Annotated in this window: 22 protein-coding genes, 1 other RNA gene and 1 pseudogene; 10 read left to right on the forward strand and 14 right to left on the reverse strand. The window is 63.4% G+C overall.

Features of this window, described 5'->3' with window-relative positions; all coding sequences use genetic code 11:
• Positions 1-16 precede the first annotated feature (16 nt).
• From ACK543_RS11770 to ACK543_RS11785, 4 genes and pseudogenes are all read right to left on the reverse strand, one after another.
• Positions 17-967, reverse strand: coding sequence for a metal ABC transporter solute-binding protein, Zn/Mn family (locus tag ACK543_RS11770; RefSeq protein ID WP_409943037.1), 951 nt, complete (start codon positions 965-967; stop codon positions 17-19).
• Between the two features lie 10 nt (positions 968-977).
• Positions 978-2075, reverse strand: a complete 1098-nt coding sequence (locus tag ACK543_RS11775; RefSeq protein WP_409943038.1) for a hypothetical protein — start codon at positions 2073-2075, stop codon at positions 978-980.
• Positions 2076-2131: 56 nt separating this feature from the next.
• Positions 2132-3442 (reverse strand): hypothetical protein, encoded by a 1311-nt coding sequence (locus tag ACK543_RS11780; protein ID WP_409943039.1) that lies wholly within the window; start codon positions 3440-3442, stop codon positions 2132-2134.
• A 104-nt stretch (positions 3443-3546) separates the two neighbouring features.
• A pseudogene (locus tag ACK543_RS11785) lies at positions 3547-3672 on the reverse strand (GTP-binding protein); the annotation flags it as partial.
• 106 nt (positions 3673-3778) lie between these two features.
• Between ACK543_RS11785 and ACK543_RS11790 the strand changes: the two are divergent.
• Complete coding sequence (locus tag ACK543_RS11790; protein ID WP_409943040.1) at positions 3779-4162, forward strand: Fur family transcriptional regulator; 384 nt, start codon at positions 3779-3781, stop codon at positions 4160-4162.
• Between the two features lie 444 nt (positions 4163-4606).
• Positions 4607-4942, forward strand: coding sequence for a thioredoxin family protein (locus ACK543_RS11795; protein WP_409943041.1), 336 nt, complete (start codon positions 4607-4609; stop codon positions 4940-4942).
• A 58-nt stretch (positions 4943-5000) separates the two neighbouring features.
• Here ACK543_RS11795 and ACK543_RS11800 read toward each other — a convergent pair whose 3' ends face one another.
• The 4 genes from ACK543_RS11800 to ACK543_RS11815 form a co-directional block, all read right to left on the reverse strand.
• On the reverse strand, positions 5001-8162 hold the full coding sequence (locus tag ACK543_RS11800) for an efflux RND transporter permease subunit (protein WP_409943042.1): 3162 nt from the start codon (positions 8160-8162) through the stop codon (positions 5001-5003).
• A 104-nt stretch (positions 8163-8266) separates the two neighbouring features.
• Positions 8267-9703, reverse strand: coding sequence for an efflux RND transporter periplasmic adaptor subunit (locus tag ACK543_RS11805; RefSeq protein ID WP_409943043.1), 1437 nt, complete (start codon positions 9701-9703; stop codon positions 8267-8269).
• A 164-nt stretch (positions 9704-9867) separates the two neighbouring features.
• Positions 9868-10317, reverse strand: coding sequence for a ribonuclease HI (gene rnhA, locus ACK543_RS11810; protein WP_409943044.1), 450 nt, complete (start codon positions 10315-10317; stop codon positions 9868-9870).
• On the reverse strand, positions 10314-11267 hold the full coding sequence (locus ACK543_RS11815) for a class I SAM-dependent methyltransferase (protein ID WP_409943045.1): 954 nt from the start codon (positions 11265-11267) through the stop codon (positions 10314-10316). The genes rnhA and ACK543_RS11815 overlap by 4 nt, the downstream gene beginning before the upstream one ends.
• Between ACK543_RS11815 and gloB the strand changes: the two genes are divergently transcribed.
• Both gloB and ACK543_RS11825 read left to right on the forward strand, forming a co-directional pair.
• Positions 11266-12045, forward strand: coding sequence for a hydroxyacylglutathione hydrolase (gloB, locus tag ACK543_RS11820; protein ID WP_409943046.1), 780 nt, complete (start codon positions 11266-11268; stop codon positions 12043-12045). The two genes, ACK543_RS11815 and gloB, sit on opposite strands and share 2 nt — an antisense overlap.
• A complete protein-coding gene (locus tag ACK543_RS11825; protein WP_409943047.1) occupies positions 12042-13601 on the forward strand; it encodes a transglycosylase SLT domain-containing protein in 1560 nt (519 codons plus the stop codon). The genes gloB and ACK543_RS11825 overlap by 4 nt, the downstream gene beginning before the upstream one ends.
• A gap of 256 nt (positions 13602-13857) precedes the next feature.
• On the opposite strand, the gene ACK543_RS11830 is transcribed toward ACK543_RS11825, so the two are convergent.
• The 4 genes from ACK543_RS11830 to dnaX all read right to left on the reverse strand — a co-directional run bounded on the left by ACK543_RS11830 (position 13858) and on the right by dnaX (position 17610).
• Positions 13858-14283, reverse strand: coding sequence for an MAPEG family protein (locus tag ACK543_RS11830; protein ID WP_409943048.1), 426 nt, complete (start codon positions 14281-14283; stop codon positions 13858-13860).
• Positions 14284-14499: 216 nt separating this feature from the next.
• Positions 14500-15090: a recombination mediator RecR gene (gene recR, locus ACK543_RS11835; RefSeq protein WP_409943049.1), complete on the reverse strand. Its 591-nt coding sequence runs from the start codon at positions 15088-15090 to the stop codon at positions 14500-14502.
• 33 nt (positions 15091-15123) lie between these two features.
• Complete coding sequence (locus ACK543_RS11840) at positions 15124-15456, reverse strand: YbaB/EbfC family nucleoid-associated protein (protein ID WP_069105404.1); 333 nt, start codon at positions 15454-15456, stop codon at positions 15124-15126.
• A 132-nt stretch (positions 15457-15588) separates the two neighbouring features.
• Complete coding sequence (dnaX, locus tag ACK543_RS11845; protein WP_409943050.1) at positions 15589-17610, reverse strand: DNA polymerase III subunit gamma/tau; 2022 nt, start codon at positions 17608-17610, stop codon at positions 15589-15591.
• Between the two features lie 188 nt (positions 17611-17798).
• On the opposite strand from dnaX, the gene ffs reads away from it, so the two are divergent.
• From ffs to ACK543_RS11875, 6 genes are all read left to right on the forward strand, one after another.
• Positions 17799-17895: signal recognition particle sRNA small type (gene ffs / locus ACK543_RS11850), an RNA gene on the forward strand.
• Positions 17896-18517: 622 nt separating this feature from the next.
• Complete coding sequence (locus ACK543_RS11855) at positions 18518-19387, forward strand: BPSS1187 family protein (RefSeq protein ID WP_409943051.1); 870 nt, start codon at positions 18518-18520, stop codon at positions 19385-19387.
• Between the two features lie 37 nt (positions 19388-19424).
• A complete protein-coding gene (locus ACK543_RS11860) occupies positions 19425-20015 on the forward strand; it encodes a sigma-70 family RNA polymerase sigma factor (protein ID WP_409943052.1) in 591 nt (196 codons plus the stop codon).
• A 62-nt stretch (positions 20016-20077) separates the two neighbouring features.
• The gene (locus ACK543_RS11865) at positions 20078-20623 is read left to right on the forward strand and encodes a hypothetical protein (RefSeq protein WP_409943053.1); all 546 of its coding nucleotides are present in this window, start codon (positions 20078-20080) and stop codon (positions 20621-20623) included.
• Between the two features lie 15 nt (positions 20624-20638).
• Positions 20639-21145: a hypothetical protein gene (locus tag ACK543_RS11870; protein WP_409943054.1), complete on the forward strand. Its 507-nt coding sequence runs from the start codon at positions 20639-20641 to the stop codon at positions 21143-21145.
• A gap of 56 nt (positions 21146-21201) precedes the next feature.
• Complete coding sequence (locus tag ACK543_RS11875) at positions 21202-22017, forward strand: alpha/beta hydrolase family protein (RefSeq protein ID WP_409943055.1); 816 nt, start codon at positions 21202-21204, stop codon at positions 22015-22017.
• Between the two features lie 343 nt (positions 22018-22360).
• Here the strand turns inward: ACK543_RS11875 and ACK543_RS11880 are convergent, their stop codons facing one another.
• Together ACK543_RS11880 and rimI are read right to left on the reverse strand one after the other, a co-directional pair.
• Positions 22361-23080 (reverse strand): uracil-DNA glycosylase family protein, encoded by a 720-nt coding sequence (locus ACK543_RS11880; protein WP_409943056.1) that lies wholly within the window; start codon positions 23078-23080, stop codon positions 22361-22363.
• 48 nt (positions 23081-23128) lie between these two features.
• Positions 23129-23614, reverse strand: a complete 486-nt coding sequence (gene rimI / locus ACK543_RS11885) for a ribosomal protein S18-alanine N-acetyltransferase (protein ID WP_409943057.1) — start codon at positions 23612-23614, stop codon at positions 23129-23131.
• Positions 23615-23681 lie beyond the last annotated feature (67 nt).

The raw sequence follows: 23681 nt of genomic DNA on the forward strand, positions 1-23681 counted from the left end.
AGACCCATCTGCCAGATCAGCGTCCACCAGCGGCTGCAGAGAGCTCGGACAATATGCGGTCAAACCACCGCTCCAAGGCCTCCGGATGACTGGCATCATCCACCGTCGCGGGCAACACCAACAAGGGGGCCTTGCCTTGAAGCTGCTGGGCTAACCAGCGTGCCGAGCGGTCATCCTGATACCCGGCCACCACGATGGCTGCAGGTGGGTCGGTCAGCAGGCCATCACGCAAAGCGCCCAGGTGCCCCGGGGTGGGCGGCATGCCAGGCTTGGGTTCTAAATCGGCCACCATTTCGATGCCCAGCCAATGCCAGAGGTAGCCAAATGTGGTGTGCTGACCGGCCACTTTGCGACCTTTCAGCAAACGCCCCTGCTGGCTCCAGCGCGCAATGTGCCGTTGCCAGCGTTCGTCCCAAGCCTTGTGTCTTGCCGCCACGTCGCTGGCTTGCGCCGGAAAGAGCGTTGCCATGCGTTCAGCCAATGCTTTTGCCGCTTGCGCAACACGGCGCGGGTCGGCATGCAGATGCGGGTTGCCTTCGGGGTGTACGTCGCCCGCAAAGGGGTTCAATGTGACGGGCCTAGGATCAATCAGGCTGACATGGTCGGCCGCATAGAACATGCCCGCCTGGCCGTCCTGCACCTTTCGATTAGCCGAGCGCTGTTGCAGGATAGGCAGCCAACCGGCCTCCAGTGCCGCTCCCGTGCACACTGCCAGATCGGCGCTGCGCATCTGTGCAATCAGCGCTGGGCGGGCCTCAATGTGGTGAGGGTCTTGCTTGGCATGGGTCGCCACGTGTACTTTGGCGTTTGGCAGGAGCACGCGGACCAGCGCGGCCCATTCGGGCTCACAGGCAAACACCGTGGTGGCTCCCGCCTGGGCCGTGGCGATCCCCAAGCCAATAACCACCGCCAGTTGGCGAAGCCATCCGCAGCCACCTGTAGGAGACGATAGCCACTTGGATACCATGTATGAACAGTCAGAAGCTGTGCGCACCATGGGCTCCAAAGCTAAGTATGTAGTGCAATTGCACAGACCGTTTAACCGCGCCTTCCACCCCTTTCGCGCCAGACTGGCCGGTCAGTTGCAGCCGCACCGTCTGGGCATGGGTGGGTTTGTAGGCCACCATCAACGACTGTTCGCGCAGGCGCACGTTGTGAAAGTGGTCGCCATGTGGGCTGCGCGCCTTCAGCCAGTCCAGCCGCACACCGGCTTCCCACGGGGCCGCCCAGCGCCACACCGCCATCAGCGACTGTGCTTCGTGCGTGTCGCTGCTGCGCGCATGGCGGTTGATGCCGCTAACGCGTGCCCATTCGCCCACCACTTTCAGCTGGCGCTCGCGGTTGTTGCCGTCAGGCGCCCATTTCCACGCGGCATCCAGCAGCACCATATTGCGCCCGCTGAAGGCTGCACCGTGTGCATGCCCATGGTCATGGCTGTGGTCATGCCCCGCCTCACCGCCGTCGGCACCCTCTTCGTGCTGGGCGGCCTCACGGCGGTTGTGCAACCAGGCCGCACCCAGCTGCCAGCTTTGGGAACGGCCCCAGTCGTCACCCAGCTTGGCACTGAGCGTGAGGGCACCAGGGCTGCGGGCACGGGCGGCCTCTTTCACCAGTTGTTTGCCAGTGAAGATTTCGAGCCCTGTGCGCAGGTAGAAAGGGGTGGGTGCCGTCCAGTTCACGCGCACACCGTCGTCAAACCAGTGCCCGCCCAAGAAGGCACGGTACAGCAGCGGGCGCTCGACAAAGTCATCGGCATGCGGGTGCTGCTCGTTTAAATAGCCAATTTGCGACGGGAACCTTCCTGCACGCACCTGTAATCCCACTGGTAGCGAGCGCGTCTGCAAATACGCCTCTTCTAGCTCGGCCTCCACCTTCCCGTCGTGGGCGTGCGCCGCCACGGTGAAGCGGGCTTCGAGTGCCTGCCCCACAGGGCCTGCAGCACTCAGATCGCTGTGACCCAATTGCAGGCCTTTTTCACGCTGGCCCAAGGCCAGCCCGCGCGATGTGTGGGCCACATCCAGCACGGCACCAACACCCCAGCCACCAGGCTCGGCGGCTTGTGTAGCCTGGGCCATGCTCAAACACACCAGCGCCGCTGCCACCGAACATGGCGAAACAGGTTTGCGTGCTCTCATCGTGTGATACCGGTCCAGGTGATGGCCGATGGCGTAAAGCCCAGCGCCGTGCGGCTGACCACGGCACCGGTCTGGCTGTTGACGGTAATCAACTGCTTGGCCACAGGGTCTGTCACGTAAAACTCGTCTTTCGCGCCATTGGCGACGATGGCTGGTTGCGGAGCAGCAGTAGGCATGGAGGGCACCACGCCAGCCACCACAGGCCCAGCCACCCAGGCGTTTGATTGACGCGTCACCATGCGCAATGCGCCCTGGTCGTCCAGCACAGCAAAGCGGGAGCCACTGCGGTCAAATGCGTGGGCACGTCGCACGCGGCCGTTGTCCCAGCCCGGCAAAGTCAGCGCGGCCGCTGTGCCAGCCACTGCATTGATGGCAAAGTAGCGCGTGGTGACAGGCGGCGCGGCAGCGGTGCCTTCGGTGCCGATGCCGATGAACTGTCCTGCCAGTTTAGGATGGCCTGCGATGGTACCCACGCGCAACGGCGTGTTAACCATTCGATCGGTGACCGCTGTGGCGCTGGTGTGGGTCACTACCATCACACCATCATTGCAACCGACTGCGGTGTGGGTGCCACTGCTGAAGGAACCATGCATGCCTTCGCAACGGGTGGCCAACTGCCGGTCATACGTGTAGCCGCTACCATTGCGTTGGTAAAGCTCCAGATGCGTGGGCAGGGTGGTGGTGGCATCTGCGGCACGGGATACAGCCAGCAGCTTGTTGTCCATGGGCTCGCCCAAGCCGTGGATGGGGAAAGCAAGGTCCAGGCTGGCGTCAATGCGCTTCGCAGCGATTGATGCGTCGGTGATCAGCCGCACACCAGCGTTTTGAACCGGGGTGGTTGCCGTGTTTCCGTCCATGAAAAATGCGGCCTGTCTGCCGGCCTGAACGTCGTAGTGCGTGGGGCGAGAGCCAGTCAGCGCCCAGGCCACGGCTGCAGTTGCCTGCCTGTAGTCGTGCAGGTGGTCGCCATGGTCTTCCTGCCAGACGCCGCCATCGATGAACTGCACTTTGTCCTGCAGCCGCTGCATGGCCACCACATAACGCCCCCCCGGACTGGTGTACAGCGCAGAAGGTGCGTTATCCATGGCGTATGTCGCGGCAAACGTCTTGCTGTCGAGATCGAATATCCGCACGGCCGACGCACCGTTTTCTGCCAACGCCAATCGGCCTGCCGTGTCGATGACGGTATCACTGTGGGCGCGGTCATCCCCACCGCCGCCGCCACAGGCGGTGACCAGGGCTGCGGCGGCCAGGGCCAGCAGAGAACGGCGAGGAAACTGAACGGATGATGAAGGTTTGGCGTTCATGATTGGTAGATGAAAGAAGCAGCGGCAAATGCCGCGGTTGGTGAAAACGTCAAAAGCCTTGGCGTTGTAGCTGTGTAACGTGAGAGTTGCGCCTCGCGCCCGGTGATCGAGGCGTCGATGTTGACCTCGCTCATGTCATTGACGATGACTGCCACGCGTCGGCCCTCGCGATTGCGCAGCACGTGGTTGAGCAGAGATGTCTTGCCGACACCCAGAAAACCCGAGAGCACGGTGACCGGAAGGCGTGATTAAGGTATGCCATCTTAATGATAATGGAATCCCATTATCGTAACATGACAAAATCTGGCCTGTTTCAGTTTCACATCAAACCATCTCATGTCCCAGGAACGCAGCACCCGCCAGCGCGCCGCGATGCGAGCCGTCATCGAGGCAGCCGGGCGCCCCCTCTCTCCACAAGAGATCTGTGCAATGGCGCAATCCGAGGTCCCAGGTTTAGGCACAGCGACCGTCTATCGCAATCTCAAGCTGATGGTGGAGGCTCGCGAAATCGAGCCTGTGGTTTTGCCCGGCGAAGGGGCGCGGTACGAACCCACGCACCATGGTCATCATCACCACTTCCAGTGCAACGAATGCAAGCGCGTATTCGACGTGCATGAATGCCCTGGAGACTTGGACCGTTTGGCGCCTAAAGGCTTCACCGTCGAGCGACATGAACTGACCCTTTACGGACGCTGCGATGAATGTGCTGCACCCAAGTGAGCGGCGCAAGGGTGCTTTGCGAGAACGTGTGAGCCGCTCATGGCAGCAGTCAAGGTCCAAGCCATTGAACGAATCTCACATGGCTGCACAGCGGCGCGACTAGGCCAATCAATCTCCGTCTTCGTAAGGGAGTGCTCTTTGACATACTGATCCCCGATATGAGAAGCGCAGCGGCCAGGAACTCAGCAAAAAACACTAACTGCCCATGTAGCGTGGCCGCCGCACCCGCATCCCAGTGCGCGCGCATGGGCATCCGCATGCGCAGTGTGTCCACCACTTACGGCTGGATCGACTCATCGCCAGCGCCTGAGGGCGCCTGCCGCGCCCCACGCCTTGCTTCAGCCAGAGGGCGAGCGTGCCGAAAGATTCCCCGCCAGGGTTGACCGAGCGAGCGATCAGCTCCGATGAACGGCTGGATTTGGATTGATCCAAAATATTGCGCTTATGCCGTACGCCGCCCAACACCTGACCCAACCCCCATCACGCGACGACGTGGACCGGATGGTCGGTGCCACCGTGGTCGAATTCGGCACGCCGTGGTGCGGCCACTGCCAGCGGGCGCAACCGCTGATCGAGCAGGTGCTGGGAGGCCAGCCGGGCGTGGCCCACATCAAGGTGGAAGACGGCCCGGGCCAGCGCCTGGGGCGCAGTTTTGGGGTCAAGCTTTGGCCTACGCTGGTGTTTCTGAAGGACGGCCAGGAAACCGCCCGGCTGGTGCGCCCCCAAACGGCCAGTGCGATCAGCGACGCTGTGGCCTTGCTGACCGCCACCGGCACCTGATTCCACGGCGAGCCCAGCGCAGCGCTCCGGCAGCGGCCTGGCAGCGGCCTGGCAGCGGCTATTTGGCCACGTCCCCAAGCCCCACCGCATGGAGCGGATGCGCGGGCTCCTCCACCGCGGCGCTTGTGTTAGCGCCGGGCACGGCCTTGCGCGCAAACAGGGTGTAGACCGTGGGCACCACAAAAATGGTGAGCAGTGTGCCCAGCGACATTCCGCCCACAATCACCCATCCGATCTGCGTGCGTGTCTCCGCACCCGCCCCCTTGGCCAGCGCCAGCGGAATGGCACCCAGCACCATGGCGCCCGTGGTCATCAAAATGGGGCGCAGACGCTGGGCGGATGCCTTGACCAGTGCATCGACCATCTCCATGCCCTGCTCGCGCAGCTGGTTGGTGAACTCCACGATCAAAATGCCGTGCTTGGTGATCAGCCCCACCAGGGTGATGAGGCCAATCTGCGAATACACATTGATGGAGCCCCCGCTCCACTTGAGCGCCAGCAATGCGCCAATCATCGACAGAGGCACCGACACCATGATCACCAGCGGGTCAATGAAGCTCTCGAACTGCGCCGACAGCACCAGGAAAATGAACAACAGCGCCAGCACGAACACAATGCCCAAAGCGCCCTGAGAGCTTTTGAACTCGCGCGAGGTGCCGTTCAGATCGGTGGTGTAGCCGGGCTTGAGCACCTTGGCCGCAGTGGCATCCATGAAATTCAGCGCCTCGCCCAGCGAATAGTCGGGCGACAGGTTGGCCGTGATGGTGGCCGAGCGGCGCTGCCCGAAGTGGTTGAGCTCGCGCGGGCTCACGCTCTCGCGCACGTTGACCAGGCTCGATAGCGGAATCATGGCCTCATTGCGGCCGCGCACATAGATGCTGTCGATGTTCTCGGGCGTGGTCCTGCCGCGGGCCTCGGTCTGCACGATCACGTCGTACTGCTCGGCATCGCGCTTGTAGCGCGTCACGGTGCGGCCACCCAGCATGGTCTCGATGGCCTTGGCCACCACTTCCACGCTCACGCCCAGGTCGGCGGCGCGCTCGCGGTTGACCTCGATGCGAAGCTCGGGTTTGTTCAGGCGCAGGTCCAAGTCTGGACCGATAATGCCGGGGTTTTTGGCCATTTCGGCCATGAAGGCCGAGGTCACCTTGCTCAGGTTCTCGTAGCTATCCGATGTCTGGATCACGTAGGTGAGGGGACGCGAGCGAAACCCCTGGCCCAGTGACGGCGGCGTGATGATGAAGGCATTGACGCCAGGCAGCCCCGCCACCTTGGGCTGCAGTTCGCGGGCCAGCTCCAGCGTGGTGCGCGTGCGATCTTCCCAGTCCACCGTGCGGTAAATAACGCTGCCCTGCGCCACCGTCGGGTTGCCGATATTGGCAAAGATACGGTCGAATTCGGGGTAGGCCTTGCCGATCTTTTCCAGCTCCAGCGCGTAGCGGTTGGTGTAGTCGAGCGTAGCGCCATCCGGCGCAGTCACGTTGGCCAGGATGATGCCGCGGTCTTCCATGGGCGAGAGCTCCTGGCGCATGCCCGGATACACCACCACCAGCGCCGCGCCGCTGGCCACCATCACCACCAGCACCAGCCAGCGTGCCTGGACAACGGCGCCACGCACGCCACCCCTGCCGCCTTCGCCCGCACCCCAGCGCGCGGTGACCACCCAGCGCAGCAGACGCCCATACCCATCCGACAGCGCAGTGAGCAAGCGCTCCATCGACCGGTCAAACCAGTTGGGTTGGGGGTTGTGCTTGAGCAGCAGCGAACACATCATGGGCGACAGCGTGAGGGCCACGAAACCCGACACCACCACCGCGCCCGCCAGCGCCAGCGCAAATTCAACAAACAGACGGCCCGTCCGGCCCGGCGTGAAGGCCAGCGGCGCGTACACCGCCACCAGCGTGAGCGTCATGGCCACGATGGCAAACCCGATTTCGCGCGCGCCCTTGATGGCGGCCGAGAACGGGTCCAGGCCCTCCTCGATGTGGCGGTAGATGTTCTCCAGCATCACGATGGCATCGTCCACCACCAGGCCGATGGCCAGCACCAGCGCCAGCAGGGTCAGTGTGTTGATGGAAAAACCGGCCAGCGACATCAGCGCAAAGCTGCCCACCAGGCTCACCGGGATGGTGATGATGGGAATGATCGACGCCCGCACGGTGCGCAAGAACACAAAGATCACCAGCGCCACCAAAACCACCGCCTCGATGATGGTGGAGTACACGCTCTTGATGGAGCGGTCGATGAACAGCGAGTTGTCGTTGGCAACGTCAATGGCAACGTCGGGCGGCAGGTCTTGCTTGAGCGTGGGCAGCATGGCGCGCACGCCCTTGGACAGCTCCAGCGGGTTGGCCGTGGCCTGGCGGATCACACCGACCGAAATCGCCTCGCGTCCATTGAGCCGCACGCGGCTGCGGTCGCTGGCAGCACCCTCTTCGACCCGCGCCACATCACGAATGCGCACCGGAAACCCGTTGACGGTGCGGATCACCACGTTGGAAAACTGCGCGGGCGTCGCCAGGTCGGTCTGCGACGTTACGCTGAACTCGCGCTGCTGCGACTCGATGCGACCTGCGGGCAACTCCAGATTGTTGCGGCGGATGGCATCTTCCACATCCTGCGTGGTCAGGCGGTAGCCTGCCAGCCGTTCAGGGCTCAGCCACACGCGCATGGCGTACTTGCGCTCGCCATAGATGGGCACATCGGCTACGCCGGTCACCGTTTGCAAGCGCGGTTTGACGATGCGGTTGACCAGGTCATTGATCTCCAGCGGGCTGCGGGTTTCGCTGCTGAAGGCCACCCACATCACGGGCGACGCATCGGCCTCGACCTTGGCGATCACGGGTTCGTCCACGGCGTTGGGCAGGCGATTGCGCACGCGGGCGGTGCGGTCACGCACCTCGGCGGCAGCATTGTCGGCATCTTTTTCCAGCCGGAACCGCACGCTGATCTGGCTTTGCTCAGCGCGGCTGATGGACGTGATCACGTCCACCGCATCAATACCCGCAATCGAGTCCTCCAGCGGCTTGGTCACCTGAGACTCGATCACCTCCGCCGACGCGCCGGCATAGCGCACGCTCACCGTCACCACCGGCTCATCGATCTTGGGATATTCGCGCACGGACAGCCGCGTGAAGCTGACAGCGCCGATCAGCAGCACCAGCAGCGAAAGCACGGTGGCGAACACCGGTCGTCGGATGGAGATTTCAGCGAGTTGCATGGCAGGAAGCGGTGAAGCGTTTCACGTCAACGATGGGCAATGGCAATGGCAATGGCGGTGACAGGAAGCTGGACGCTGAAAGTGCAGGCAGATCCTGTGCCGACTCAACGCGCCACACCAGCCTGGCCAGCCTGCCCCACCTGGCAGGGGCTCACACCCGGCAGGGGTGCCACCAGAGCTGCCGGCTTGAGTTTTTGGCTCCCCACCACCGATGCGCCGGTCGGGCCCGGAATTGCTGGCGCGTTGGCATTGCCACCGGCATCGCCCTTGGCAGCGCCGTCCTGGCGCGCGGGCGCTGATGTGGATGCGGCCGCAGACGCATTGGAGGCTGCAGCGGCAGGCTGCTTTGCGGCCGATTTGTCGCCCGCGGGCCCCGCCGCAAGGTCCACCACCCGAACCGGGGTGCCATCGCGCTGGAGGCGCTGCTGGCCTGCAGACACCACGGTGTCGCCCACCGCCAGGCCCTCAACCACTTCCACCAGACCGGGCACGCGGGTTCCCAAGGTGACCGGAGTGCGGCGCGCCACGCGTGTGCCTGGCTCCTTGCCATCGACAATCTTGAACACATAGGGGCTGCTACCGTCGGGCACCACGGCTTCCTCCGGTATCACGCGGGCATCAGGGCGTTCAGCAAACACCGCCGTCACGCGCGCGAACATGCCGGGTCGCAGTTGCAGCCGGCGGTTGTCGATGCAGCCGCGCACTGCGATGGAGCGGCCATCGGCATCGATCTGCGGGTTGATCGCCTGCACCAGAGCCGGGTAGAGCACGCCCGGTAGTGCATCGAATGCCACCTGAGCAACCTGGCCTGCCCGTACCTTGGCCTGCAGCCGCTCGGGTAAGCGAAAGTCCACATACAGCGTGTCCAGGTCCTCGACGTTGACGATATCCGCGCCATCCTTGAGGTAATCGCCCACGTTCACACCGCGGATGCCTGCCACGCCGTCAAACGGTGCCACGATCTTCAGGCGCGCAGTGGAGGCTTCGGCCAGCGCCAGCTTGGCCTGTTCAACCTCCAGATTGGCGGCGCTTTCATCCACGGAGCGCTGACTGATGAAACCTTGGGCGACCAGCTCCTGGTTGCGCTTGTGGTTGGCCTGCGCAATCGAGAGCTCGGCCCGGCTTTGTTGTACCTGGGCGCGCGGCAGCTGATCATCGAACTGCACCAGGAGCTGGCCCTTGCGCACGCGCTCTCCATCGCGAAAGTTGAGCTGCGTGATGCGCCCGCTCACCTCCGGGCGCAGCATCACGCTCTGGCGGGACTTCAGGCTCCCCACGGCCTCTGCGTCGTCGCGCAAGGCCATCTGGCGCACCTGCACCACCTCCACCGCCACCGGCCGGCCCGCGCCGCCCTGCTGCGCACCGCGACCCGCGCCCGACCCAGCGCCGGCATTGCCTGCGGCCGCCGGCGCACCTGTCGCGGGGGTCGCAACGGGCTCGGCACGCGGGGGCTGGGATGGCCGCTGCAACCACCAGGCGCCCACCGACGCTGCCGCAATCCCAAGAACAGCAATAACCGTGAATCTGTACTTTGACGCCATGGAGGAACCAGCCAGTGATGAACGCAACCGTTCAATGTAACAGCCTGGGTCGGCCTTCGCTGAAACCGCCAGGTTTGCGCCGGGCTCAAGGTGCAGGCTTGACGCTAGCTGTGCATGCCAAGGGCGGCCGCGCAGGGGGCCACCCTACGTCCAAACCCGGCAGGTCAGCCACGGCTGAGGGCTTTGCTCACGCCACGATTGGCCAACTCGTCAGCGCGTTCATTGCCCGGGTCGCCCGAATGACCCCGCACCCAGCGCCAGTCAATCCGGTGGCCGCCGGTGCTGACCAAGGCATCGAGCCGCTGCCACAGCTCGACGTTCTTGACCGGCTGCTTGGAGGCGGTGAGCCAACCACGGGCCTTCCAGCCATGAATCCATTCAGTGATGCCCTTGCGCACGTATTCGCTGTCCAGGTAGAGCGTGACGGCGCAGGGGCGCTTGAGCGCCGAGAGCGCCTCAATCACGGCCAGGAGCTCCATGCGGTTGTTGGTGGTGCCCAGCTCACCGCCGAAGAGTTCTTTTTCGATGCTGCCAGCGCGCAGCAAGACGCCCCAGCCCCCCGGACCCGGATTGCCCTTGCAGGCTCCGTCTGTGTATATCTCGACCTGATTCAAACCGAATTATTCCTGTGTTGATTGCTGACCCGGGCCCCACCATCACGGCGATGGTGCGGTTTCGCGGGCATGGTTACCCCGTTGACGCCGGCTCGGTTGGCAATGGGCTGCGTGGCGGAGGCACGCTGGCGCACGCCCCGCCATGCAGGTTCTATGAGCCGCATGCCATACACACGCTTGACCGCCACCAGAAAATACGCCGAACCGAAGATGGGCCACCACCGCTCACCGAGCCTGTCCATCCAGCTCAAGCGTTCCAGCCAGCCCGTTGTGCGGACTGCTGGACGATAACAGCCAAACTGGGCGGACTCGACCTCAAAGCTCAGAAGCCGGAGCCAGTCGCGCAGCCGCCGGTAGCCGATGAACTCCCCCACGTCGGGAAGATACAGCGAGCCCTTGCCCAGGCGCTGGTAAAGCCGGGCCCTTGCCTGGCGCAGACCCCACAGGCTGGCCGGGTTCAGCCCGCTGATAACCACGCGACCTTCAGGCACCAGCACCCGAGCCACCTCGCGCAGGGTCGCATGCGGGTCTAGGCTGAGCTCCAGCGTGTGCGGCAGCACCAACAGGTCCAGGCTGGCCTCAGGAAACGGAAGGGCCACAGATTCGGCCAAAAGAACCACTGGCCGCCCCACCAGCGGGCTGCATGGCGCAGCCCCGGACCTTGTCTCGTCCGGCGACTTCACCGCACCACCGGGGTGGTCGGGCGCAGCAGGGTCGCTGCCGGCAGCTCGGCCAAACACCTGCGCCAGGCCTTCCTGCCCCTGTGAAAGCCACTGGTGCGGCATGCGGTTGGCGCGCAGCCCATCCACAAAAGGTAACCCCAGCTGGAGGCTGTGGTAGCCAAAAATATCCGCAACCGCTTCATCAAAGCGGGCCTGCTCCCAGGCCAACAGATACTGGCCTGGCGGAGACTCGAACCAGTGGTGCAAACCTATAATTTGATCGCTCATGAACCTGCTGCCACTACCCGCGTTGACCGACAACTACATCTGGATGCTGCACGACGGGCGCCGGGCGATCGTCGTTGATCCGGGGGAAGCCCCACCCGTGATGCGGGTGTTGCAGCAGCTGGGGCTGCAATTGCAGTCCATTCTAGTCACGCACCATCACGGCGATCACGTGGGCGGGGTGGATGCGCTGCGCGAGGCCACTGGCGCCGCGGTCTATGGCCCGGCGCGCGAGCGCATTCCGCAGCCGGCGGTGCCCTTGGTGCAAGGTGACCGCGTCAGCGCGCTGGGGCTGGATTTCACGGTGATGGATGTCCCGGGCCACACGGCCGGCCATATTGCATTTTTTTGTGCCGCCGTGGACGGAGCACCCTTGCTGTTTTGCGGCGATACGCTGTTTTCGGGCGGTTGCGGCCGGTTGTTTGAAGGCACGCCCGCACAGATGCTCAAGTCCCTCGACAGCCTGGCGGCGCTTCCAGGCAACACCCGCGTCTGCTGCACTCACGAGTACACGCTGGCCAATCTCCGATTTGCGCGCGCGGTTGAACCTGCCAACGTTGCATTGATCGACTACCAGGGCCTTTGCGAAACGCTGCGCGCAGACCACCTGCCCACACTGCCTTCGAGCATGGCGCTTGAACGCGAGATCAATCCTTTCCTGCGCGTTCGCGTTCCTGCTGTAGCCCAGTCCGCCAGGGTGCACGAGCCGCAGATGACCAGTGAAGCAGACGCAGTGGCGGTCCTGGCTGCCCTGCGCGAATGGAAAAACAACTTCCGATGAAATTCCTGCACATCGCACTCTTGTCTGCTGTGGTCTGGCTCACGGGTTGCGCCACCACAGGCTTCAGTGGCGCCACCAGCGGTACCACCAGCACCACCAGCAGCAGCAGCCCTTCAGAACAGAGGCCGGGCGCCGCAGCAGCCACCGCGGAACCCTCCGCTCGCACTGCGCCCCATGTGCCCCAGTATCCCTCCGGCCCGTTGCGTCCGATAACGCTGGCATTTGCCAGCAGTACCGAGGTTGCCTCGCTCGCCGCCCCTGCCGACCTGTGGGAGCGCATCCGGCGCGGCTTTGCCATGCCAGACTTGCAGCACGAGCTCGTGCAGGACCGCGAGCAGTGGTACGCAGCGCGGCCCGACTACATCCAGCGCATGTCCGAGCGCTCCCGCAAGTACCTGTTTCACATTGTCGAAGAACTGGAACGCCGCGGCATGCCGACCGAGCTGGCCCTGCTGCCCTACATCGAAAGCGCCTTCAACCCGCAGGCGGTTTCCAGCGCCAAAGCGGCAGGCATGTGGCAGTTCATGCCGGCCACAGGCAGCTATTTCGACCTCAAGCAAAACGCGTTCCGGGATGACCGCCGCGATGTGCTGGCATCCACCCGCGCCGCGCTGGACTACCTGCAAAAGCTGTATGGCATGTTCGGAGACTGGCACCTCGCCCTGGCCGCCTACAACTGGGGCGAAGGCAGCGTCGGCCGCGCCATCGCACGCAACCAAAAGCAGGGCCTGGGCACCGGTTACACAGATCTGAACATGCCCGCCGAAACCCGCATGTACGTGCCCAAGCTGCAGGCCGTCAAGAACATCGTCGCCAACCCCGGCGCCTTTCGCGCCGAGTTACCGCTGATCGAGAATCATCCCTACTTCCAGACGGTGGATATCACCAACGATATCGACGTCGCGCTGGTCGCCAGTCTTGCAGGCATCCGCGAGGAAGACTTCAGGGCGTTGAATCCGTCGTTGAACAAGCCCGTGATCATGGCGGCTGGCACGCCCCAGATTCTTTTGCCCTGGGACAACGCCAAAGTTTTCCAGCGCAATCTGCAGGCCCGCAGCGAAGGCCAGTACGCAAGCTGGACCGTGTGGACAGCCCCAACGTCCATGACCGTGGCCGATGCGGCCCAGCGCACGGGTATGAGCGAGCAGGATTTGCGCGCGCTCAACAACATCCCACCCCGGATGCTGATCCGGGCGGGATCGGCCCTGATGGTGCCACGCACCGCCACCACGCGGCAGGATGTGTCGTCCCACCTGGCGGACAACGGCCAGATGTTCTTCACGCCGGAAGTCGTCACCCGGCGCACCTCGGTGCGCGCGGGTAAGGGGGACACGGTGGCCAGCATTGCACGGCGCTACAAGCTCGCGCCTGCCATGGTGGCCGACTGGAACGATGTGCGCCCCAATGCCGCATTCAAGGCTGGCGAGAAGGTGGTGGTGTACCTGCCCGTCAAGGCCGCAACCGCAAGCTCGGTCAGGCGCGTGAGCAGCGCAGGGCCCAAGAAGTCAACCGGCACACCCCGCGGCGGGACGCCGTCACGGCAAAAGCGCAGCTGACCCGATCGTTCGCGTTTTTCTCTCCACCCTGGCGTGATTCGCCGCCGGGTGGAACCTGCCAGGCGCATGCAGGGCGCTGATCGGGTCCCGTCAGATGCGGGGCACCCCCCGCAGCTGGGGCCGGTTGGTGATTTTGCCGAGTGTGCAGCCGACGTTTGCCTTAACCAACAGGCCGCCGGTATTCATGCACCGCGAAACTGCGCCGCGCAAAAGGCCCGCGCACCCTCGCAAGGGGGATGCGCGACATCCCTGAACGTCAGCGATAACCGATGAAAAAAATGGCAATGTTGACCAAAAAGGCAGCCGCCCACACGGCGCTGCGCACCATCGGCATGTCTGACACGTACATGAGGATGTAGAAGATGCGCAGCATCACATAGGCAAAAGCCAGGATATCGAGAAGCGTCTGCCCGGCACCCAGCGTGTGCGCGATGATGACTGCGCCGATAAAGAACGGCAAGGCTTCAAAACTGTTGGCCTGCGCGGCATTGGCGCGGGCACGCCAGTCACTTTGCCGGGCAAGCCAGGCCCTGGGCTCATGGTTGTCGTAGCCCCCGTCCTTGGGCGGTTTTCCGAGCGCACCGCTTTTGGCCAGCCATGCGCAGGCAATCGGCAAGAGCGCCGCGATCAGCACACACCAATACGCCACCGTGAAGCGCGCCACATGTATCGTTGTATTCATTTCATCAACTTTTTTGCGCACTAGCGCACGTCAGCAAAGCGTTTCTAGCTATTGATTTAAGAGTATTCTATCGCGCCATCCTTCGATGCGCCGGGCCGTCGGTACACGCTGGGGCCCTCCAGAAAACCGCAGAGGGCCACCCTTCATGCCGCTATGCCCCAGCGTTCGGCACAAGCGTGACATGATCCACCGCCAGTATGCGGCCGTCAAATCACGCTAACGCCGGTCCACCAAGGCATGCGCGATGGTGCCCAGGTCCACGTATTCCAGTTCACTGCCCACCGGCACGCCCCGGGCCAGTCGCGTGACATGCATGCCACGCGCCTTGAGCACGTCGCTGATCACGTGGGCCGTCGCTTCGCCCTCTGCATTGAAGTTCGTCGCCAGGATGACCTCCTGCACCAGCCCGTCGGCTGCGCGATCGAGCAGCCTTTGTAAGCCGATCTCTTTCGGGCCAATCCCGTCGAGCGGGCTCAGCCGCCCCATCAGCACGAAATACAACCCCTTGAACGCACCCGTGCGCTCCAAGGCCGCCTGGTCTGCTGGCGTCTCGACCACACACAGGCGGCTGCGGTCCCGCGCAGGGTCAAGACAGGTACTGCACACCGGCGCCTCGGTGAACGTATGGCAGCGCTCACAGTGGCGCACTGCGCCCACCGCCTCATGCAGGGCGCGCGACAGCAGTTCAGCCCCTGCCCTGTCGTGCTGCAGCATATGAAACGCCATGCGCTGTGCGGACTTCACACCCACCCCTGGCAGGCGGCGCAGCGCCTGGATCAAGACATCGAGAGCGTTGGTAGAGGACATGAACAACGCATTAGGCCCGCGCAGCAGCCAGCATCAGAACGGAAACTTCATTCCGCCGGGCAGGCCTGGCATCCCGGCCGTCAACTTGCCCATTTTTTCGGCGGATGTCTCTTCTGCCTTGCGTACCGCAGCGTTGAAGGCTGCAGCGACCAGGTCCTCGAGCATGTCCTTGTCATCTGCCAGCAGGCTAGGGTCGATGGTGACGCGCTTGACATCGTGCTTGCAGGTCATCAAGACCTTGACCAGCCCCGCACCCGACTCGCCTTCAACCTCGATGAACGCCAGTTCGTCCTGCGCCTTCTTGAGGTTGTCCTGCATGGCCTGTGCCTGCTTCATGAGGCCGGCAAGTTGTCCCTTATTGAACATGGAGTTTCCTTTGATGAAAGATGAAAAATGAAATCCTGCCCCGCAAGGCGATGCCTTGGATTGTGATGGTGCGGAAATCTTAGCCCTGCTCTGTGAAAGGCATGCGGAGGTATGGCTAGTAAGACGTGTGCTTCAAAGCGGCTTGACGCTCCCAGGCACGATTTTGGCCCCGTAGTCGCGCATGAGCATCTGCACATACGGATCGTTGTTCACGATCTCTTGCGCCCGACGCTGACGCTCGGCAGCGGCAGCTGCGTTACGCCGCGCCGGGCTGTCAATGACCACACCCAGTTCCACGGAAAGCTCGCTGGCGTGGCCTGCAGCCTCCAGCACGGCCCGCAGGCGCTCGCGCGCCGTCGGCTGATTGAGTGACTCCCGCTCGACCCGCAACAGCCAGTGCGCGCCGTCGCGCGCCACCAGTTGGGATTGCAGCGCAAGCTCGCGCGTCAGCGCTGTGATCGTTTCGGCCGCCACCATCTGCTGCACTGCGGCATGCCATACATCGCCTTCCTCAGTGGGCGTGTAAACGGCCGACGCAGGCACCGGGGCGGAATGCGGCGTGGGCTGCAAGCGCGCCCCCGGCTCGGGTGCCACGCGCACGGGGATGGACACCACGTCGGGTGCTCTGGACTCAAGCGGGACGCCGTCCCGACGCGCGGGCCGATCAAAGTCATCGGGGCTGCGCACCGGCAGTGCCGTAGCCGCTCCTTGGGTGTGCAACGCCGCCGTCGCCGCCTGAGCGGCCACCGCTGTAACCCCATCCCGTCCCTGCTGCGAACCGACTTGACCCGGCCCTGCATCGCGATCAGGCGCAACAGGCTCCGATACGAGGTTGGCCGGTTCTGGGGCAGCGTCTTGCGGACCCAATGGGGTGGCAGGATCAGGCTCGGGCGAAGCCCGTGGGGTGGTGGCAGACATGCTGGCATCACTGCCAACCGCCCTGATCCGGGTCGCGCTGGCAGCAGTGTGCTGCGCATGAGCAGGCGCCCCCACTGGCGCACCCCGGTGGTCAGACGGCGTCAGAGTTTTTTTTTCAGCCGGTTCGCTACGAAGTTTGAAGGCCAGCAATCGCAGCAGCACCATGGTCAGCGCCGCATACTCGTCCGGGGCCAGGCCCAGTTCGCCGCGCCCATGCAGGCACATGCTGTAGAGCAGTTGGGTTTCATCCGCGGGCATCTGATCCGCGAGACGCGCCGTCTCCACCGCTTCCGGATCGTCCTGATCGACCGTGGCGGCCATCTGAGGCACTGCCTGGTAAACCGCCATGCGCTGCAGCACGGCACACATCTCCTCCAGCGTGGAGGCCGCCGACAGACCATTCAGACGCAGCGCGTCGGTGGTCTCGACCACGGTCTGGCCATCGCCCGCAGCCAGGGCATCGATGAGGCGAAAAACGTACGAGCGGTCCACCGCCCCGAGCATTTGACGAACACTGGATTCTTGCAACTGGCCGCCCCCAAATGCAATCGCCTGGTCCGTCAACGACAGAGCGTCGCGCATGGAGCCCCGCGCCGCACGGGCCAGCAAGCGCAGCGCAGGTGCCTGCGCCGGTACGTTTTCGCGGGCCAGTACTTCGGTCAGGTGCGTGAGCACGGTTTCGGGCGCCATGGGCCGCAAATTGAACTGCAAGCAACGGCTGAGCACAGTGACCGGCACCTTCTGCGGGTCTGTGGTGGCAAGCACGAACTTGAGGTACTCGGGAGGCTCCTCCAGGGTCTTGAGCATGGCATTGAAGGCCGTGTTCGTCAGCATGTGCACTTCGTCAATCATGAAAACCTTGAAGCGCCCCTGCACCGGCTTGTAAACCGCCTGCTCGAGCAGGCTTTGTACCTCGTCCACCCCGCGGTTGGAGGCAGCATCCAACTCGGTGTAATCCACAAAGCGGCCCGAGTCGATGTCAACGCAGGCCTGGCACACGCCGCAGGGCGTGGCAGTGATGCCGCCCTGCCCGTGCGGGCCCTGACAGTTGAGCGACTTGGCCAGGATGCGAGACACCGTCGTCTTGCCCACTCCGCGCGTCCCGGTAAACAGGTAGGCATGGTGAAGCCGCTGTTGCGTCAGCGCATTGGTCAGCGCCTGCACCACATGCTCTTGCCCCACCATCTCGGTGAAATTGCGGGGGCGGTACTTGCGGGCGAGCACGAGATAGGACATGCGCCGGATTCTACGGGGTGGGCCAAGCCCACCAGGAAGCGCGCAACACCCATGCCGTCCTACCCCATGCGCGCCGTTGCGGCAATCGCGATGGTGCGGGCACCGGGGCGCCCCCACCCGGCCAGCTCCCCCAACGGGCCATTCGGCGCAGCGGCAAAGAGCAGGCGGGCCAGCGTACAATCAACGCTGACGGGCCTCCTCGCATGGTGAAGCGGCCAACCGGGTCAGGTGGGGAACCAAGCAGCCCTAACCGTGGAGTCAGTGCCGGGGGTAAGGCTCGTCAACCTCTTTCCAAAAGCGCTCACAAAACAGGCTTGTCGGTTCTGACAGCCACCACTACTCCCTTGCTGTACTGCCGCGCGGAGATTTTTTCCTTGCACTTTGAGCGCAAGGACCGCATGGCAAAGATTGGGGGGCTGCGGTCTGCCCCGTCACGCCCAGCGGCTGGCCACTGTTGAAACCAGGCGCTGCGCGTGCCCCCCGGCCCAATGGAACCCGGTGCTGCCTGCGCCTGCGCCGCACGATGGCATGGGGCGGCGTCAAAGTCAGTGGCCTAGCCAGACGCCCTTGCAGCCCGAACGAACGCCGCACGGTCCAGATCAACCCGCTGATCGATCGCCCGAAAAAAATTCGCAATCGAGCGAAGGATTTCTCAGCGCAGGCCCGTTCAATAGGCATGTGCACTTACTGCATTCCCAAAATGCCAACACTTTCCCATTTCATCCCAGTCGCCGCAGTGACGGCGGTATTTGGGCTTTATGGCTGCGGCGGAGGGGGGGACTCATCCACGGAGGTGCCCCCCGCGCCCCCTGCGCCAGTGACCCCTGCGCCAGTGACCCCTGCGCCGGTGCCCCCTGCGCCGGTGCCCCCCACCCCTGCGGCGCCAGCCAGCGTGGAGCGTGACGTTTTGCCCCAATCCACGGACCCCGGTATCACGCAGGCTTTGCAAGCACATGTGGCCATCAATCCGTCTCCGTCAGTGGCTGCGACTGGCAAGCTGGTCGTATTTCTACCGGGGACACAAGCGACACCGGATGGCTACCGACTCATACTGCGCGACGCAGCCACCAAGGGTTATCACGCAGTGGGGGTCAATTATGTGAACGGCGTTGCGGTGGGTCAGCTGTGCGCCACCGAACCTGACCGGGACTGCCATGGAAAAGTGCGTCAGGAAGTCATCACTGGACAAGACACCAGCACACTGGTGTCGGTCGGGCCTGTTGACTCCATCGTGAACCGCCTCGCCAAGTTGCTCATTGCCCTGAGCCAGCAGTACCCGTCGGAAGGCTGGGGGCAGTACCTCAATAGCCAACAGCTCCCCGATTGGTCCAAAATCAATCTGGCTGGTCACTCCCAAGGGGGTGGGCATACGGGTTTGATGGCCAAGATGTACAACCTCAACCGGGTCGCTTATTTTTCCTCTCCTGCCGACTGGCGCAACTTTACCAATCAGCCTGCCACTTGGATGGGCTTGCCCTCCGTCACGCCGGTAAGCCGTCAGTATGGCTTTACCCACCTGGGCGACCCCCTGGTTCCCTACTCCAACATCGTGCCCATTTGGCAAGCGCTGCAACTTGATACGCTCGGCCCGGCGACCAGCGTTGATGGTTCAGCCAGCCCTTGGGGTGGTTCGCATCAGCTCACGACAAATGCCACACCCGGGTCAAGCCTGCCCACGGCGGCGCACGGTGCTACGGTCTTTGACATCTCAGTACCCAGGAACGCCGATGGAAGCGCCCGTTTCAAGCTGGTCTGGAGCGCCATGCTTTATCCCTGAACAGCCGTTTTAACCCTGCTCAGATCCTACGCAAGCCATGCTGCGCCACGCGCATATCGACGACAACACACTGATGCAAGGCATCTGTCGTGGCGATGAGGCTGCGCTGGAGGCATTGATCCACCGCCACAGCGGCTGGGGATTGCAGCAATTGCAGCGCGTTCTGGGTCGGGTGGAAGAAGCAGAAGACATCCTTCAAAGCTGCTTCGTGCAAATCTGGGAAAAAGCGCCAGCCTGGGAGCCGCAGGCGCAGTTTCGAACCTGGTTCTACCGCGTGCTGTACAACCGCTGCATGGACCACTTCCGTCGCACCGGACGTGAGGTGGCTTGGCCTGACACCGCGCCCGATGGTGCAGAGAGCTCTCAAGAGAACGCCGAAATTTTTTCAAAGATGCTCCTGCCCGTGGTCCCTGCGGCCGATGCTGGCGTCATGCGCCGACTGGATGTGCAAGCGGCTCTGCAGAAACTACCGCTGCGCCAGCGCATGGCCATCGTGCTCGTGTATTTCGAAGAGTTGGCACAGGATGAAGCGGCCGGGGTGATGGGTGTCCGTCTGGGTGCGTTGGAGTCGCTGCTTTCCCGTGCCCGCGCCACCTTGGCGCGCCATTTGGCGGCGCACCGTCACTAAAGAGCGGATTGCGGGATCGAATACACCTGGTTTGAAAAAACTGTGAAGAGGACTCAAATCACATGAACAAGAAACCATCGTCCCCGGCTGATTCGGAAACCGGCTTTGCTCCCAGCGGGCCGGTCGACTCGGCGCAGCGTTTTTTGACTTGTGCGGCGACATATGGCGCAAACAGGAATCGTTGGCCGCAGACCGACCAAACGATCTTCGATGCGCTTGCAAGCAGCACCTGGGGACAGCAGGTGCTGGCCACAGCAGAAGAACTGGACTACTGGCTGGCATCGGGTGATCCAGCCCCAGCAGCCAGCAAACTTTCGGCACAGTGGAGCCAAAAAACTCTGGACTTGGCCTTGGCGGCCCGAGCCCCAAGGTCAGCAGCAAGAACAAGTAACTCTCCGTGGCTGGGCGCACTGGCCATGAGCATGGGATTGGTGTTGTGCGCAATTGGCGGATTCGTTCACGGGTTTGATCAAGCGATTGAAGTACAAACACTGCGCGTCCGCGGCGACGAGTTTGCAGCGGGCTCGGAAATTCAATGGCTACAGCACGTGATGCCATCCAGGCCATCCGCCAATGGCCCAGGGGCCGCGCCCATCAACTTGCTTTGACGAAAGGGGTTGAATATGAAACTCTTTACAAACCGATGGGGCCCAACCGCACTGGCCATCTCGATCGGGCTCAACATCTTCCTTCTGGCCAGTTTCGCGGGTGGTATCAGCGGTACGATGGCTGTAGAGCGAATACTCAAGCACCGTGTGGCAGCGGTCACCGAAGTGCTGTCACCTGAGCGCAGACAGGAAATTGCCACCCATCTGGAGGCAGCCCTGCAAGCCATGAAAGGCGAGCAAGACGCCGTGCGCCTGGCCCAGCAGCAGTGGCTTGCGACCTTCGAGGATGCAACCCTCGAACCCCAGCAGGTGCAGACCCGCCTGCGACAGCAGATGCAGGATATTCGCGTACACCGCGAGGCCTCCAATGCCGTCTTGCATGAGCAGGCGCTTCGGGTGATTGCCGGAATGAACACATCCGAGCGTCAGGCTGTAGCCGCTCAAATCCGCAAGCAGTTTGATGTCGCTCGACCACCTGAGCCTTCGATCTCGAATTCAACGCCCGTCAGGAGCGCTCCATGAATCGGCGTGTGCAATCCTTGCTCGGCGTGGCAGCCCTGTGCATTCTTTTGTGTGCCGTGCCGCAGGTGCTGGCACAGCAGGCCGAGCAAGCTCTGCGCCGAGACGGAAAGCACACGCCGCTGATGGTGTACCAGCGTTCGCCACAAGAATGTTTGCCGTTAGCCTTGCTCTCCCATGGCGCAGGTGGCAGCGAGAAGGGCTATGTTGACCTGGCGCAGGGCTTGCAGGCTTTGGGCTGGCGGGTGGTGGTGATGGGCCACACCGAAAGCGGACGCATGAGCCTACGTGCCAATGTCCGCCAAAGTGGTGTTCAAACCGGCTTGGCCCACTTGGCCCAAGACGGTGCTGCACTTGAATCGAGGCAGATGGACCTGGAGGCGGCGCTGCGCTGGGCAGACAGTCTTTGCACAGCGCAGAGCAAACCTGCACGCCAGATCCTGGTGGGTCATTCCATGGGTGCCACAACCGTCACTTTGGAAGCGGGTGCGCGTAACCTGGTGGGAGTGAAGGGCCAGGACCGCTTTGATGCCTACATCGCGCTCTCGCCCCAGGGGGTTGGATCGGTGTTCCCGGAAAATGCCTGGAGTGACATCAGAAAGCCCTTCCTGCAAATTACCGGGACGTTAGACAAAGCTCTGGAGGGAGGAGCTCAAACCCGAGAACAACCCTTCCACAACATGCCCAAGGGCTGCCATTGGCTGGCAGTCATTGACGGCGCTGGGCACATGAGTTTTGCTGGCAGGGGGGCAGGCAGTATGCATGCTGAGCAACTTACGCTAGGGCTCATTCGTGATTTTCTGGATGCCTCCAGATCCCTGGAGTGCGCCACGCCAAAGACTCTAAGCCCGCGCGTTCGACTGCTCTCCAAATAGCCGCCCGAGCAGCGCAATTTGACGCCCAGGGGATGAGTGACCGCCCTGCGATTGAGCAACCAGCACTTCATGCCCGTCCTCTAGCAGGGTGCTTATCGTCGTTGCCTACAACGTTGTCACCTTAGCGGGAATCACTAGGAGCCTGTCGGACTTGGAGCGTCGAAAGCGAATATCGGCCCCAGCGAGGACAGTTTTTGCCGAATTTGCAGCCCCATAGCCGAGCTATGGGGCAAAAAGGCGGTTCAAAATGGACCGCTGCGGTCGATTTGCAGCCGACGATTTCCAAGTCCGACAGGCTCCTAGCGCCGGATTATGGCACTGCAAGGCCCCTGGCAACGCCAGTTCAGCCGCGAACCATGGCCAGCGCGCGACACAGGTCAGCCCAGGCGGAGGCCTTGTGGTCCTGGGAGCGCAGCAAAAAGTCTGCATCGTAAGAGACCACGGCCGGGCAGCCAGCCATATCGAGAGGCCCGCCACGCAGGCGTCCCAAGGGTTCGCTGCGGCCCAGCGCGGCGCGGGCTGCCACATGGCCGAGTACCAGCACCATCGCGGGCCGCAGGTCTGCCACCGTGGCATGGAGCGCACCCGGTACGTCGCCGGTGGCTGCAAGACCGGCTCCGTTGCGTTCGACGGCGGTGAGAAACACCCTGGGGTGGCGATGCAGCCGCATGGCGCGCAGCATGTTGTCAAGCAGCTTGCCGCTGTCGCCTGCAAACGGATCGGCCGGGACGGGGCACTCCGTCACGATCAGCCAGCCAGAGCCGAGGCCCGCAGGCACCTGCGCCGGGTCGGTAGCCGGGTAGAGAAGGCGCGGGGGGTGCAGCACCAGCGCCGTGCTCTGAGACATGGCAGCGGTGCCGGTGGTCGCTGGCGCTGGCGTCACAACGGGCCGCGCCGGCATGGAAGCGGCAGATGGCTTGGCGGGCCTGAGGGGCGATGGCTCCGGATGCGTGGGCGCAGCGGCGGCGGCCACAGGTTCGCGAGCGGCATGGCCCGCACCCCAGACCGTGAGGCCCATCTCCTGCAGCATTGCGCGCTGGCGCTTGTCCAGATGAAGACTCATACGAACGGATGGGGTGGGAGGGTGAACAAAAGGATCATGCGCTTGCGTTCAAAGGGCCAGAGTCATCACCACGGCATCTTCGCGCTCACCGGCCGCGGCGGGGTAGTAGCGCTTGCGTTCGCCCACGCGTCGAAACCCATGGGTCAGATAGATGCTCTGGGCCCGTGTGTTGCTCTGGCGCACCTCAAGCCAGAGCCACTGCGCGCCCTGGCCACGGGACCACAGCGCCAGCGCCTCGAGCAGCATGCGCGCCCAGCCCTGGCCCTGGAACTCCGGCGCTACGGTGATGTTCAGCAGATGCACCTCGTCCACACCCATCATCGCCACAAAGTAGCCCAGCAGGTGCTCATCGGCCATCAGCAGCTGGACCTGGTAGCCCGATGCCATGGCATCGGTGAAATTACCACGCGTCCAGGGATGCGAATAAGCGCGATATTCCACGTCCAGCACGCGATCCAGCTCGGCCAGTGTCAGTGGCTGAAAGCGCGCTTCGGCAGGAGCGGCGGCAGACGCAGGGGTAGGAAGGGCGCTCATGCGGCAACAGGAAGCTTCAACGGTTCAGGCAGTTAAGAGTCCACGCGGGGCAGGCATGCCGCGCCAG

Source organism: Acidovorax sp. (genome assembly GCF_046341535.1).
Taxonomy (GTDB): Bacteria; Pseudomonadota; Gammaproteobacteria; order Burkholderiales; family Burkholderiaceae_C; genus Acidovorax.